Genomic DNA, 13,581 nt, shown 5'->3' on the forward strand with positions numbered 1-13,581 from the left:
GTCATTTCCCTCCGAACAGCGGCGCGCGGGCCAGCAGCGCGTCGGTTTGCTGACAGATCTCGTCATGGACCTCGCGGTCCAGCTTGCGCAGCCAGCGCGGCGGGATCGACTCCACGCCATAGGTGGCCCCCGCCAGCATGCCGGCGATGGCGCCGGTGGTGTCGGCGTCGCCGCCCTGGTTGACCGTCTCCACCACGCAGGATTCGACCGAATCCGTCTGGAAGTAATAGTGGAAGACGGTCTGCACCGTATCGACGATGAAGGCGGTCGACAGGCCGCGGTAGGGTTCGAACTTGAACTGGCGATGCCTGGCGATCAGGGCGTTCGCCTCTTCGCGTGCAGCGACGATGCCGCCGCCCAGCACCAGCCGCCGCACCATCCGGCCCAGCGCGATCACCGCGGAATCGGACAGCTGGTTGCAGTGGGTGACGTGCGACTGCTCCACCGACCAGCGCTCGAAGGCCGCATCGTCGCCCAGCGTCGCCAGCGCCACCGGCAGGTTCCGCATCGCCGCCCCGTTGCCGGCATGGTATTCCGACTCCGGCTCCTCCAGCGTGCCATTCATGATGAAGCGGCGGATGCCGCGGCGTGTCGTGTCGCCGACATCGACCGGCACCGACTTCAGCCAGATGGCGAACTCCTCGGCGGCGCGGCGGGCCTCCCACTCCGGCCCGGACAGGATGGCGCGGCCGAGATGGAGCGACATCTCGGTGTCGTCTGTCACCTGCCCGGCCGCCAGCTTCAGCCAGCCGCCGCCCTTGATGTGCTTGTGGACGCCATACTGGTGGGCGATCTCGCCCTTGGTCAGGAACTCCACCGTCGCCCCCAGCGCATCGCCGCAGGCGAGGCCGAGATAGGCGCCGAGCGCCCTGGATCGAATCTGGGGGGAGCGGATGTCAGGCGTCAGACTCGTCGGATCGGTCATGCGGTCGGGCACAGGGTCCGTCCCTTCCTGGTGCATCCCGCGGACGGCCCGCAAGCCGCCGCCGGACGTGAGGTTGTCAGAGAAGCGACACACCCACGCGATAGTCCCCGCCGATCACCAGATATTCTCCTTCGCCCTGGAAAGGGTAGCGCGGCAGGATGTCGCGGAAGAAGACGACCTTGGGCAGCGGCACCCACGCATCGAGGATGTAGTCGCCGAACTGGCCGGCGATGTCGCGGTTGATGGAAAAGGAACACAGGTTGTTCAGCCGCAGCACCGCGGTGCGCTTGTCCGGCCGGGCAACGATGTGGTGTTCCTCGAAATCGTTGACGCCGCGGAAGAGCCGGATGTGCGAGGCCCAGTTGGGCATCGGCGCGTCGGGCCAGCCGCGGCGGATCGTCCACTGGCAGAACTCGTACAGAAGGTCGAGTTGCAGGTGGATGTTGTTGTTGTGGAAGCGGGTCGACTGCTTCTGCTCGCCATAGGCCGCCCAGGCCTCGGAGGCGAAGCGGCGGATCGGCTCGCCGTGGAAGGTCGGCAGCAGGCCGAAACGGCTCTCCACCCAGCCCTTCAGAACCGCCCCTTCCGCCCGGTTGCTGTCGAACATCCAGCCTTTCAGCAGGCGCAGATAGCTGGCGCGGAAACGCCGCCTGCCGTCCGGCCCATCGGCCCCGGAGAAGTCGGGGTTCACCCCGAACACCGCGGCCATATGGCGCTGGAAGATGTCGGAGGCCGTCGGTGCGTCGCGGCACTCGTCCAGTGCTTCGAACAAGGCGGCATGTTCGCTGCGGGTGGCGCCGATACGCAGGCGCCGCGGTTCGTCGTTGTAGGCTTCGCCGCACAGGGCGGCGGCCGGCACATTGACGAGGTTGGTGCGGTGGGCGCGCAACGCCAGCGGTGAATCGGGCGTTATGCCGGACTCCGGCGTCCGCCCCGCCGCATCGCTCGTCACCACCCCGTCCGCCACGCCGTCACGCTCCGCCGCAATGCCATTACTTCTTATATGGATATTGTATAAGCCGGCGCATGCCAAGCCTTCACCGCCGCAACCGGCCAAGGCGCGTCGCCGCATGTCGCAACATTGTCCATTTGAACCCGAACGATCCGTCCCCATACTCTGTACAGCGACGCTTACGATCCGGCGGCACCCGCATGGCCTTCTGGCCGACCAAGTACGACGACAGCCGGCGCCGGCGCACTCCGCCGCTGCCCACCCCAGTGCCTGCCCAGGTGCCTGCCCGCACGCCGGCCGAAACAACGACCATCAGCGGTCCGCCGCGCGGCGTGGCGGAGGCCCGGACCGCCCTGCGGCTGGCCCAGCTTCTGCGCGGCACGATCACCCCCCTGCGTGGCGACACGGTGCTGGAAATCCTGGAACCGCACCGGCCGCGTCTGGTGCCCAAGCCGGTCAACCCGCTGCCGGCATTGGTCGGCAAGCCGCAGGGGCAGATGGTCGACGCGCTGCTGCGGCCGATCGGGCAGATCGTCACCGACGTGCTGCTGCCGGGGGTGCGCGACCATCTGATCGACCGGCTGGTGGCCGGCCGCACCGATCATGAGGACAGCCTGCCGGGCGCCGTCGACCTTGCCGAAGCGATGCGGGCACTGGTCGGCCGGATGCGCGGCGCCGGCAAGGGCCATCTCCAGGCCGTCGTCGCCGCCATCGGGGCCGATGCCCGCGCCACCGCCGACGCACTGACCAGGGACAGCCGCCCCATCGACGTCGGCGGCATCGACCGGCTGGCCCGCGCCCTGCTGCGCTTCGAGGTGCGGCGGATGGCGCTGGAGGCGCTGGGAGGTGCCGGCGCCTTGCAGGACGTCATCTATCAATCGCGGCGGCTGGCCCGCTATTCCCTGCGCCGCGCCACCGAGGCTATCGAGGGCTTCGTCGCCGACCGCGGGCTGAAGACGCTGCATGCCAGCCTCGCCACCCTGGCCCAGGCCGACGGGCTGATCGTCATCGCACTGCGCAATCTGGACGACCAGGAGGAGACGAAGGAGGAGTCCGGCCCCTTCGTCGAGCCGGCCGACCGCAAGGCGATGAACGACTGGCTGTCGGCGGCGTGGCGCCTTTCCGACACGTTGTTCGACCTTGTCGGCAAGGCCGCGGCCGGCGGCGAGCTGGACGATCTGCTGTTCGCGGCATTGCTGCGGCAACTGCGCAGCCTGCATCACTTCTGCGCCGACCTGACCCACGTCGGCCGCCCGGCTGCCGTGGACACGCTGAAGCAGCGGCTGGTCGACCGCTGCGACGCTCTCGCCCGCCTGACCGGCGAGCGTCTGGTCGAGGCGCTGCTGGCGAAGCCCGCCGATCCTGCCCTCGCCCGCCGGCTGTTGGCGCGCGGCCGACTCCTGGCCCAGCTGCTCTACGACATGAACCGCGACGAGGCGGTGGAGGAACTGGCCATGCATCTGGTTATGGCCAGCGAGGCGCTGGCGCACAACGGCTGACACGCACGGTATCTGCAGCTGGCTTCCACCGCGGCATGTTGGCCGGTTCGCGAAAGGCACGGCGGGGAATGAGCGACCGCTCTTCAAGGCGCCATGGCCTTATGTTCGGCGATCGGATCTAAACGTACGCAAGTTCCAACCCCTCCACCACCCCCCGTATGGCCTCCACCGCGTCGCGTCGCCTCATGCACCGCCATCCCGCTTCCGCCAGGGCTTCCCGCCGCGCGTCATCGGCAATCAGCCCACAGGCCGCCTCGACGAGCCCTTCGTAAGGGGCGAAGGCCAGGCCGCCCAGCAGGTCGGGGTCTATCTCGGTGTCGGGATGACGTTCGGTCAGCACCGCCTTGCGGTTCGACAGCATGTGGGAAACGCGCACGATCTCGAAAATGCCGGCCTCGTAGTAATGCAGGTTCAGAATCAGCTTCGCGTCGGCGACGAATTGGTCGCGGAGCGCCCCGTAATAATGTTCAAGGCTGACCACGGTCAGGCCACGCCTGCCCAGCGCGTCGAGGATCGCGCTGCGGCGCTGGTTCACGGCACCATAGAACAGCACATCGATGCCGGGGGATGAGCTGTTCGGGATCCGGCTCATCTCGTCCATATGCCCGATGGGAACATGGCGCGCATGGATGCCCATCCCGGCCAGATCGGCAATGTTGCGGTGGCTGTAGTCCCAAACCGGGCATCGGCGCAGCAGATCCAAGTAATGGGCGTTGCGCGGATGCAGCGTGCGGATCTGTTCCAGATTGTAAAGGATGCACGTGTCCGGCAAGCGGCTGCCTTCCTCCGGCGTCAGGTCGATGGCGCCCAGAATGATGGCGCGTCGCTGACGCTTGAGTTTGTTGATGGCGATCTCCGCATCGGCCCCCAGACGGCGCAACGCGAAGCGCATCGTTTCCGCAACCTCCGCAAAAGCACTGGCGCCAACGTCGGCGGTGCCGTTCTTCTTGATGATGACAATGTCGATGCCGATTCCGTTCGCCATAACTGCCCCCTCCACCCCAGACGTGTCCATTCCCGTGCGCGGACAGATCGCCGCCCGAGAATGTTTTTTCACGTTTCGCGTGCACAGTCATGTGTGATTCAGTTGCAGGGGGGCGGCCTTCCACATAGCCTGGATATAGGCATTCGGAAGGATCGCTCCGTAATTCACGAGGTATTGCCGCCATCGCAACCGATGTCGCATCCGTCGCGAGGCCACCAGATCCGACAGCGATCGCCTCTTCACCCCATAGGCGTCCGGCCTTCGCGAGAGTCCCGACAAAATGTCGGGCTTTGTCGTGTGTGTCGGGACCACGACAAACCTCCGCACCCTTCGCGCTCTCAAATAATCTTATATTTATCAATCACTTATTGAATAACCACATTCTGGCACGGGTCGTGCAATCCATGAAATCCGAAGCGGCCACGAACCGGCCGCACCGGATCGAAGCAAACCTCCACGACCCAAGCACAGGAGCGACCCACATGGCCAAAGCGCCTCTGCGTCAGATCGCCTTTTACGGCAAGGGCGGTATCGGCAAGTCCACCACCTCTCAGAACACGCTGGCCGCGCTGGTCGAGCTGGATCAGAAGATCCTGATCGTCGGCTGCGATCCGAAAGCCGACTCGACCCGCCTGATCCTGCATGCAAAGGCCCAGGACACCGTCCTGCACCTGGCCGCCGAGGCCGGTTCGGTCGAGGATCTGGAGCTCGAGGACGTCCTCAAGATCGGCTACAAGAACATCAAGTGCGTCGAGTCCGGTGGTCCGGAGCCGGGGGTCGGCTGCGCCGGCCGCGGCGTCATCACCTCGATCAACTTCCTGGAAGAGAACGGCGCCTACGACGACGTGGACTATGTGTCCTACGACGTGCTGGGCGACGTGGTGTGTGGCGGCTTCGCCATGCCGATCCGCGAGAACAAGGCCCAGGAAATCTACATCGTCATGTCCGGCGAGATGATGGCGCTGTACGCCGCCAACAACATCGCCAAGGGCATCCTGAAGTACGCGCACAGCGGCGGCGTCCGTCTCGGCGGCCTGATCTGCAACGAGCGCCAGACCGACAAGGAATGGGATCTGGCCGACGCGCTGGCCAAGCGCCTGGGCTCCAAGCTGATCCACTTCGTGCCGCGCGACAACATCGTCCAGCACGCCGAGCTGCGCCGCATGACGGTCATCGAGTACGCCCCGGACAGCAAGCAGGCCGGCGAATACCGCGCGCTCGCCAACAAGATCCATGCGAATTCCGGCCAGGGTTGCATCCCCACCCCGATCACCATGGAAGAGCTGGAAGAGATGCTGATGGACTTCGGCATCATGAAGACCGAGGAGCAGCAGCTCGCCGAGCTGGCCGCCAAGGAAGCGGCGAAGGCCGGCGCCTGACCCCGGGCGTAGCGACGGTTGCCTACCGGCCCCCCTGCCGCCGCGCAGGGGGGACCGCCTGAACACTGGCCCCATCCCCAGCCCCGCACAACGCCGACCCAACCACCATAGGGGCGACGGCGTGGGAGGGAGGGGCTCGGTCACGCGCTGAAGTGGCGCGGAATATTCAAGCAGGAGGCCGGCTATGAGCCTGTCCGAGAACACCACGGTCGACGTCAAGAACCTCGTCAACGAAGTCCTCGAAGCCTATCCCGAAAAATCCCGCAAGCGCCGCGCCAAGCACCTGAACGTGCTGGAGGCCGAGGCCAAGGACTGCGGCGTCAAGTCGAACGTCAAGTCCATCCCCGGCGTCATGACCATCCGCGGCTGCGCCTATGCCGGTTCCAAGGGCGTGGTGTGGGGTCCGATCAAGGACATGATCCACATCTCCCACGGTCCGGTCGGCTGCGGCTATTACTCCTGGTCCGGCCGCCGCAACTACTACATCGGCGACACCGGTGTGGACAGCTGGGGCACGATGCACTTCACCTCCGACTTCCAGGAGAAGGACATCGTCTTCGGCGGCGACAAGAAGCTGCACAAGGTCATCGAGGAAATCAACGAGCTGTTCCCGCTGGTGAACGGCATCTCGATCCAGTCGGAATGCCCGATCGGCCTGATCGGCGACGACATCGAGGCTGTCGCCCGCGCCAAGTCGGCGGAAATCGGCAAGCCGGTCATCCCCGTGCGCTGCGAAGGCTTCCGCGGCGTGTCCCAGTCGCTGGGCCACCACATCGCCAACGACGCCATCCGCGACTGGGTGTTCGAGAAGACGGAACCCAAGGCCGGCTTCGTCTCCACCCCCTATGACGTCACCATCATCGGCGACTACAACATCGGCGGCGACGCCTGGTCGTCCCGCATCCTGCTGGAGGAGATCGGCCTGCGCGTGATCGCCCAGTGGTCGGGCGACGGCACGCTCGCCGAGCTGGAGAACACGCCGAAGGCCAAGGTCAACCTGATCCACTGCTACCGCTCGATGAACTACATCGCGCGCCACATGGAAGAGAAGTTCAATATTCCGTGGATGGAATACAACTTCTTCGGCCCGAGCCAGATCGCCGAATCCCTGCGCAAGATCGCCGCTCTCTTCGACGACAAGATCAAGGAGAACGCCGAGAAGGTCATCGCCCGCTACCAGCCGATGGTCGATGCGGTCATCGCCAAGTACAAGCCGCGGCTCGAAGGCAAGAAGGTCATGATCTACGTCGGCGGCCTGCGTCCCCGCCACGTCGTCGATGCCTACCATGACCTCGGCATGGAGATCACCGGCACCGGCTACGAGTTCGCCCACAACGACGATTATCAGCGCACGCAGCACTATGTGAAGGAAGGCACGCTGATCTACGACGACGTCACCGCGTTCGAACTGGAGAAGTTCGTCGAGGCGATGCGTCCCGACCTCGTCGCGTCGGGCATCAAGGAAAAGTATGTGTTCCAGAAGATGGGCCTGCCGTTCCGCCAGATGCACAGCTGGGATTATTCCGGCCCGTACCACGGCTATGACGGCTTCGCGATCTTCGCCCGCGACATGGACCTGGCCATCAACAACCCCGTCTGGGGCGTGATGAAGGCCCCGTTCTGACCATCGGCCTCTGGAACAGGAGAATTTGAGAATGACCGACAAGCTTTCGCAGAGCGCCGACAAGGTCCTCGACCATTACACCCTCTTCCGGCAGCCCGAATATGCGGCGATGTTCGAGAAGAAGAAGACCGAGTTCGAGTACGGCCATTCGGACGAGGAAGTCGCCCGCGTGTCGGAATGGACCAAGTCCGAAGAGTACAAGGCGAAGAACTTCGCCCGTGAAGCGGTCGTCATCAACCCGACCAAGGCCTGCCAGCCGATCGGCGCGATGTTCGCCGCCCAGGGCTTCGAAGGCACCCTGCCCTTCGTCCACGGCTCCCAGGGCTGCGTCGCCTATTACCGCACCCACCTGACCCGCCACTTCAAGGAGCCGAACAGCGCGGTCTCCTCGTCGATGACCGAAGACGCGGCGGTGTTCGGCGGCCTGAACAACATGATCGACGGTCTGGCGAACGCCTATGCGCTCTACAAGCCGAAGATGATCGCGGTGATGACGACCTGCATGGCCGAGGTGATCGGCGACGATCTCCAGGGTTTCATCGCCAACGCGAAGACCAAGGACAGCGTTCCGGCCGACTTCCCGGTGCCCTACGCCCACACCCCGGCCTTCGTCGGCAGCCACATCGTCGGCTACGACAACATGATCAAGGGCATCCTGACCAACTTCTGGGGCACGTCGGAGAATTTCGACACGCCCAAGACCGAGCAGATCAACCTGATCCCCGGCTTCGACGGCTTCGCCGTCGGCAACAACCGCGAACTGAAGCGCATCGCCGGCGAATTCGGCGTGAAGCTGCAAATCCTGTCCGACGTGTCCGACAATTTCGACACGCCGATGGATGGCGAGTACCGCATGTATGACGGCGGCACCACCATCGAGGAGACCAAGGAGGCCCTGCACGCCAAGGCCACCATCTCCATGCAGGAGTATAACACCAACCAGACCCTGCAATTCTGCAAGGAGAAGGGCCAGGAAGTCGCCAAGTTCAACTACCCGATGGGTGTCACCGGCACCGACGAGCTGCTGCTGAAGCTGGCGGAACTGTCGGGCAAGCCGGTCCCGGCCAGCCTGAAGCTGGAGCGCGGCCGTCTGGTCGACGCCATCGCCGACAGCCACACCCACATGCACGGCAAGCGCTTCGCCGTCTACGGCGACCCGGACTTCTGCCTGGGCATGTCCAAGTTCCTGCTGGAGCTGGGTGCGGAGCCGGTGCACATCCTGTCGACGTCGGGCTCCAAGAAGTGGGAGAAGCAGGTCCAGAAGGTGCTGGACGGCTCGCCCTTCGGCGCCTCGGGCAAGGCCCATGGCGGCAAGGATCTGTGGCACCTGCGCTCGCTGATCTTCACCGACAAGGTGGACTACATCATCGGCAACAGCTACGGCAAGTATCTGGAGCGCGACACCAAGGTTCCGCTGATCCGCCTGACCTACCCGATCTTCGACCGCCACCACCACCACCGCTATCCGACCTGGGGCTACCAGGGCGCGCTGAACGTGCTGGTGCGGATCCTGGACCGGATCTTCGAGGACATCGACGCCAACACCAACATCGTCGGCCAGACCGACTACTCGTTCGACCTGATCCGCTGACCGGCACGCCGCTGGCGCTTCAGGTTTCGTTCCAAAGGCATCGGTTCAGCCCAACCGCCGGGCCGGGATTTCCATCCCCCAGCCCGGCGGCAACCTCCCCAGCCCGGAGAGCGTCGGCAACGGCGCGCTCCGGGTTTCTTTTGTCGATATGTTTCTTTTGTTCATAGCTCAGCCATCGCGCAGCGCGAAGCCGACCACCCGCTCCAGTGCGCGGTCGGCCGCCGCCTGCCAGCCCTCGCCGCCCAGCTCGATCGAAGCCGGCGGCAATCCGACCGACGGGGCGGCCATGCCGTCGCGGACCGGACGGGCGCGCAGCAGCAGACGGGGGCGGGTGCCGCCGCTCCAGTCCTGGCGGCCTTCGAGGACGACCAGCAGGATCGGGCCATCGACGGCAGGCGGCGTCTCCGCCGGTTCGGCATCGGGCGTTACCGCGCGCAGGCCGAGGCGAACCACCGCCTTGCCGTAACCGCCGGCCTTCCGGCCGACGAGGTCGGCGGCGGCATCGCACAGCATCCCGGCCTCCGGTGGAACCGGGCGTCGGTCGAGGTCGAGGAAACGGCACGCGACGCCGATCTCACCCCCCGGTTCCTGGGCCAGCCGGATCACCGCGCCGTCCTGTGCCGCCGCGGCGGGGACTGCCGCCAGCACCGCCATCATCGCGGCCGCATATCGCCAGCGCCTGCCGATCCGTCGCATCGTTGTTTTCCACCCGTTCGAACCGTCCTGATACGGCCGGCCCTCCCCACCCCCTGCGCGACATGTGCGACACCCGACAAGCCCCCGGAGCGGAGTCGCCGATTGTCAGCTATCGGACAGGGCTGGAAAACCAGACAATCGTTGTTTGCCAAAGACTTAATCACTGGCACGCCCCCTGCATCACACCGATGCAAAGCCATTTCCGGCGCCAGGATGGGAGAGCGGGCATGCTCCAGGACAAGATCCAGGATGTCTTCAACGAACCGGGCTGCGCGACCAACCAGGCCAAGTCGACCAAGGAGAAGAAGAAGGGCTGCACCAAGTCGCTGAAACCGGGGGCGGCAGCCGGCGGCTGCGCCTATGACGGGGCGATGATCGTGCTGCAACCGATCGCCGACGCCGCCCATCTGGTCCATGGCCCCATCGCCTGCCTCGGCAACGGCTGGGACAACCGCGGCTCCAAATCCTCCGGCTCGCAGCTCTACCGCACCGGCTTCACCACCGATCTGTCGGAACTGGACGTCATCGGCGGCGGTGAGAAGAAGCTCTACCGCGCCATCAAGGAGATCGTTCAGCAATACGACCCGCCGGCCGTCTTCGTCTATCAGACCTGCGTGCCCGCGATGACCGGCGACGACATCGCCGCGGTCTGCAAATTCGCTGCGCAGAAGCTGGGCAAACCGGTGATCCCGGTCGAGGCACCGGGCTTCGTCGGATCGAAGAATCTCGGCAACAAGCTGGCCGGCGAAGCCCTGCTGGAGCATGTCATCGGCACGGTCGAACCCGAATACACCACCCCGACCGACGTCTGCATCATCGGCGAATACAACCTCGCCGGCGAGCTGTGGCTGGTCAAGCCGCTGCTGGACGAGATCGGCATCCGCCTGTTGTCCTGCATTTCCGGCGACGGCCGCTACAAGGAGGTCGCCCAGGCCCATCGCGCCCGCGTCACCATGATGGTGTGCAGCCAGGCGCTGGTGAATGTCGGCCGCAAGATGGAGGAGCGCTACGGCATCCCCTATTTCGAAGGGTCCTTCTACGGCGTCTCCGACATGTCGGACACGCTGCGCACCATGACCCGCATGCTGGTGGAGCGCGGCGCCGACAAGAGCCTGATCGACCGGGCGGAGGGCGTGATCGCGCGGGAGGAAAGCCGGGTCTGGCGCCGGCTGGAACCCTACAAGCCGCGCTTCGACGGCAAGCGCGTCCTCCTCTTCACCGGCGGGGTCAAGAGCTGGTCGATGGTCAGCGCGCTGGAAGGCGCCGGGCTGACCATCCTCGGCACCTCCACCAAGAAATCGACCAGGGAGGACAAGGAGCGCATCAAGAAGATGAAGGGCGAGGAGTTCCACCAGTGGGACGATCTGAAGCCGCGCGACATCTACAGGATGCTGGCCGACGATCAGGCCGACATCATGATGTCCGGCGGCCGCTCGCAGTTCATCTCGCTGAAGGCCAAGGTTCCCTGGCTCGACATCAACCAGGAGCGCCACCACGCCTATGCCGGCTATGACGGCATCGTCAATCTCTGCGAGGAGATCGACAAGACGCTGTCGAATCCGATCTGGCGTCAGGTCCGCCAGCCGGCGCCGTGGGAGTCCGGCCCGTCCTCCGCCCTGATGGCATCCTCGATGGCGGCGGAGTGACGGCGATGTCCCACATCCAGCGCTTCCCCTCCGCCGCCAAGGCCGCCTCCACCAACCCGCTGAAGATGAGCCAGCCGCTGGGGGCGGCTCTGGCCTATCTCGGCGTCGACCGCTGCCTGCCGCTGTTCCATGGCTCGCAGGGCTGCACCGCCTTCGGGCTGGTCCTGCTGGTGCGCCATTTCCGCGAGGCGATCCCGCTGCAAACCACGGCGATGGATCAGGTCGCCACCATCCTCGGCGGCTACGACAATTTGGAGCAGGCGATCCGCACCATCGTCGAGCGCAACCAGCCCGCCATGATCGGCGTCGCCACCACCGGCGTCACCGAGACCAAGGGCGAGGACATGGGCGGACAATACACGCTGTTCCGCCAGCGCAACCCCGACATGGCCGACACGGCACTGGTCTTCGCCAATACCCCCGACTTCGCCGGCGGCTTCGAGGACGGCTTCGCCGCCGCGGTCACCGCGATGGTCGAGCGGCTGGTCGAACCGTCGCCGGTGCGCATCCCAGCCCAGGTCAATGTGCTGGCCGGCTGCCACCTGTCGCCGGGCGACGTGGAGGAGTTGCGCGACATCATCGAGGGCTTCGGCCTGTCACCGATCTTCCTGCCCGACCTGTCGCTGTCGATGGCGGGCCGCCAGCCAGCCGACTTCACCGCCACCTCGCTGGGCGGCGTGACGGTCGACCAGATCCGCACCATGGGCGCTTCGGCCGCCACCATCGTGGTCGGCGAGCATATGCGGGTGGCCGGCAACGCGCTGGAATTGAAGACCGACGTGCCCAGCCATTTCTTCAACCGCCTGACCGGGCTGGAGGCGACGGACAAGCTGGTCAGGCTGCTGACGGAGCTGTCGGGCAAGCCGGCGCCCGCCCGACTGCGGCGCCAGCGCGAAAGCCTGGTCGACGCCATGCTGGACGGGCATTTCTTCTACAGCCGCAAGCGCATCGCCGTCGCGCTGGAGCCCGACCTGCTCTATGCCGTCACCGGCTTCCTCGGCGACATGGGGGCCGAGGTGATCGCCGCGGTGTCGCCGACGCAGAGCCCGGTGCTGGAGCGGCTGAAGGCCGCCACCGTCATGGTCGGCGATCATTCCGACGTGGAGACGCTGGCCCGCGATGCCGACCTGATCGTCTCCAACTCGCACGGGCGGCAGGGGGCCGCGCGGATCGGCGTGGCTCTGCACCGTATGGGCCTGCCGATGTTCGACCGGCTGGGGGCCGGCCTGCGCGTCCAGGTCGGCTACCGCGGCACGCGGGAGCTGCTGTGCGACATCGGCAACCTGTTCCTCGCCCGTGAAATGGACCACGAGCACGGGCACGAGAGCCACGATCACGGGGAATCCCACGGCTGCGGAGGCGGATCATGCGGATGCAACGCCGTCTGAGCGTGGTGCAGGACCCACGCCCGACCAAAGGAGGATCGATGAAGGTCGCTTTCTGCACCCAGGACATGCAGCACGTCGATGCGCATTTCGGCTGGGCCAAGAACATCGCCGTCTATCGGGTCGACCGCCAGGGCCATGCCTTTCTGGAGACCTTCCAGTTCGGCGGCTCGATGTTCGAGGACGGCAACGAGGACAAGCTGGTGCCGAAGCTGGAGGCGCTGGCCGACGTCGCCATCCTCTATCTGTCGGCCATCGGCGCATCGGCCGCCGCCCGCGTGGTGGCGAAGAAGATCCATCCGGTGAAGGTCGAGGCCACCGACACCATCCCCGCCCTGCTCGACCGGCTGGTCCAGACGCTGAACGGCAATCCGCCGCCCTGGCTGCGCAAGGCGATGGGCGAAACGCCCGAATTCCATTTCGACGAGGAGGAGGTCTGAGCATGTCAGAGGTGGCTGAAGTGTCCGTCGCCGACCAGTTCGTGAAGACGCTGGTCCTGCTGTTCCGTGCCGAGGACAGCTATGGCGCCTGGGAGGGCAAGCCCGACGAGGCCCTGCTCGCCCCCTTCGTGCTGGACAAGGAGGCGCGCGCCGCCATCCCGATCATCGGCGATCCCGACCCGGACACGCTGTGGCGGCTGGAGCTGTTCTACAAGGCGGTCGGGCTGATGGTGGAGAAGCAGACCGGCCTGATGGCCTCGCCGATGATGAAGATGAGCCATGAGGGCTTCGGCCGCATGATCCTGACCACCGGCCGGCTGGTGGTGGTGTCGAAGTCGCTGCGCGACGTCCACCGTTTCGGCTTCCCCACCATCGAAAAGCTCGCCGCCGACGGCGCCAAGCTGGTCGAGGACGCCGTGGCGCTGATCCGGGAATATCCCGACGTCGCGAATCTCTGAA

General features: G+C 65.8%; 12 protein-coding genes. 8 read left to right on the forward strand and 4 right to left on the reverse strand.

Going from position 1 to position 13,581, the window contains the following annotated elements:
- Position 1 precedes the first annotated feature (1 nt).
- Positions 2-895, reverse strand: a complete 894-nt coding sequence (draG, locus tag VH569_RS06180; protein ID WP_423314802.1) for an ADP-ribosyl-[dinitrogen reductase] hydrolase — start codon at positions 893-895, stop codon at positions 2-4.
- A gap of 106 nt (positions 896-1,001) precedes the next feature.
- The gene (locus VH569_RS06185; protein ID WP_423314592.1) at positions 1,002-1,892 is read right to left on the reverse strand and encodes an NAD(+)--dinitrogen-reductase ADP-D-ribosyltransferase; all 891 of its coding nucleotides are present in this window, start codon (positions 1,890-1,892) and stop codon (positions 1,002-1,004) included.
- Between the two features lie 185 nt (positions 1,893-2,077).
- Between VH569_RS06185 and VH569_RS06190 the strand changes: the two genes are divergently transcribed.
- Entirely contained in the window at positions 2,078-3,376 is a 1,299-nt protein-coding gene (locus VH569_RS06190) for a hypothetical protein (protein WP_423314593.1), read from the forward strand.
- A 118-nt stretch (positions 3,377-3,494) separates the two neighbouring features.
- Here VH569_RS06190 and VH569_RS06195 read toward each other — a convergent pair whose 3' ends face one another.
- A complete protein-coding gene (locus tag VH569_RS06195; protein ID WP_423314594.1) occupies positions 3,495-4,361 on the reverse strand; it encodes a hypothetical protein in 867 nt (288 codons plus the stop codon).
- Positions 4,362-4,843: 482 nt separating this feature from the next.
- Between VH569_RS06195 and nifH the strand changes: the two genes are divergently transcribed.
- From nifH to nifK, 3 genes are all read left to right on the forward strand, one after another.
- Positions 4,844-5,740 carry a nitrogenase iron protein gene (gene nifH / locus VH569_RS06200; RefSeq protein ID WP_098740339.1) on the forward strand — a complete coding sequence of 299 codons (897 nt, stop codon included), beginning with the start codon at positions 4,844-4,846 and terminating at the stop codon, positions 5,738-5,740.
- Positions 5,741-5,924: 184 nt separating this feature from the next.
- Positions 5,925-7,364: a nitrogenase molybdenum-iron protein alpha chain gene (nifD, locus tag VH569_RS06205; RefSeq protein WP_098740340.1), complete on the forward strand. Its 1,440-nt coding sequence runs from the start codon at positions 5,925-5,927 to the stop codon at positions 7,362-7,364.
- A gap of 31 nt (positions 7,365-7,395) precedes the next feature.
- Complete coding sequence (gene nifK / locus VH569_RS06210; protein WP_423314595.1) at positions 7,396-8,955, forward strand: nitrogenase molybdenum-iron protein subunit beta; 1,560 nt, start codon at positions 7,396-7,398, stop codon at positions 8,953-8,955.
- 168 nt (positions 8,956-9,123) lie between these two features.
- Here the strand turns inward: nifK and VH569_RS06215 are convergent, their stop codons facing one another.
- The gene (locus tag VH569_RS06215) at positions 9,124-9,651 is read right to left on the reverse strand and encodes a hypothetical protein (protein WP_423314596.1); all 528 of its coding nucleotides are present in this window, start codon (positions 9,649-9,651) and stop codon (positions 9,124-9,126) included.
- 227 nt (positions 9,652-9,878) lie between these two features.
- On the opposite strand from VH569_RS06215, the gene nifE reads away from it, so the two are divergent.
- The 4 genes from nifE to VH569_RS06235 are packed head-to-tail and all read left to right on the forward strand — an operon-like array spanning position 9,879 to position 13,580.
- Positions 9,879-11,297 carry a nitrogenase iron-molybdenum cofactor biosynthesis protein NifE gene (gene nifE / locus VH569_RS06220; protein WP_423314597.1) on the forward strand — a complete coding sequence of 473 codons (1,419 nt, stop codon included), beginning with the start codon at positions 9,879-9,881 and terminating at the stop codon, positions 11,295-11,297.
- A gap of 5 nt (positions 11,298-11,302) precedes the next feature.
- Positions 11,303-12,685: a nitrogenase iron-molybdenum cofactor biosynthesis protein NifN gene (gene nifN / locus VH569_RS06225; protein WP_423314598.1), complete on the forward strand. Its 1,383-nt coding sequence runs from the start codon at positions 11,303-11,305 to the stop codon at positions 12,683-12,685.
- Between the two features lie 38 nt (positions 12,686-12,723).
- The gene (gene nifX / locus VH569_RS06230; protein ID WP_098740345.1) at positions 12,724-13,122 is read left to right on the forward strand and encodes a nitrogen fixation protein NifX; all 399 of its coding nucleotides are present in this window, start codon (positions 12,724-12,726) and stop codon (positions 13,120-13,122) included.
- Between the two features lie 2 nt (positions 13,123-13,124).
- Positions 13,125-13,580 carry a NifX-associated nitrogen fixation protein gene (locus tag VH569_RS06235; RefSeq protein WP_377809833.1) on the forward strand — a complete coding sequence of 152 codons (456 nt, stop codon included), beginning with the start codon at positions 13,125-13,127 and terminating at the stop codon, positions 13,578-13,580.
- Position 13,581: the final 1 nt, after the last annotated feature.

This window comes from Azospirillum sp. 11R-A (assembly GCF_049472615.1).
Lineage (GTDB): Bacteria > Pseudomonadota > Alphaproteobacteria > Azospirillales > Azospirillaceae > Azospirillum > Azospirillum palustre.

Coding starts and splice junctions, on each gene's coding strand:
- VH569_RS06190 (WP_423314593.1), top strand. CDS start 2,078: ATGGCCTTCTGGCCGACCAAGTACGACGACAGCCGGCGCCGGCGCACT.
- VH569_RS06195 (WP_423314594.1), bottom strand. CDS start 4,361: ATGGCGAACGGAATCGGCATCGACATTGTCATCATCAAGAAGAACGGC.
- nifH (WP_098740339.1), top strand. CDS start 4,844: ATGGCCAAAGCGCCTCTGCGTCAGATCGCCTTTTACGGCAAGGGCGGT.
- nifD (WP_098740340.1), top strand. CDS start 5,925: ATGAGCCTGTCCGAGAACACCACGGTCGACGTCAAGAACCTCGTCAAC.
- nifK (WP_423314595.1), top strand. CDS start 7,396: ATGACCGACAAGCTTTCGCAGAGCGCCGACAAGGTCCTCGACCATTAC.
- VH569_RS06215 (WP_423314596.1), bottom strand. CDS start 9,651: ATGCGACGGATCGGCAGGCGCTGGCGATATGCGGCCGCGATGATGGCG.
- nifE (WP_423314597.1), top strand. CDS start 9,879: ATGCTCCAGGACAAGATCCAGGATGTCTTCAACGAACCGGGCTGCGCG.
- nifN (WP_423314598.1), top strand. CDS start 11,303: ATGTCCCACATCCAGCGCTTCCCCTCCGCCGCCAAGGCCGCCTCCACC.
- nifX (WP_098740345.1), top strand. CDS start 12,724: ATGAAGGTCGCTTTCTGCACCCAGGACATGCAGCACGTCGATGCGCAT.
- VH569_RS06235 (WP_377809833.1), top strand. CDS start 13,125: ATGTCAGAGGTGGCTGAAGTGTCCGTCGCCGACCAGTTCGTGAAGACG.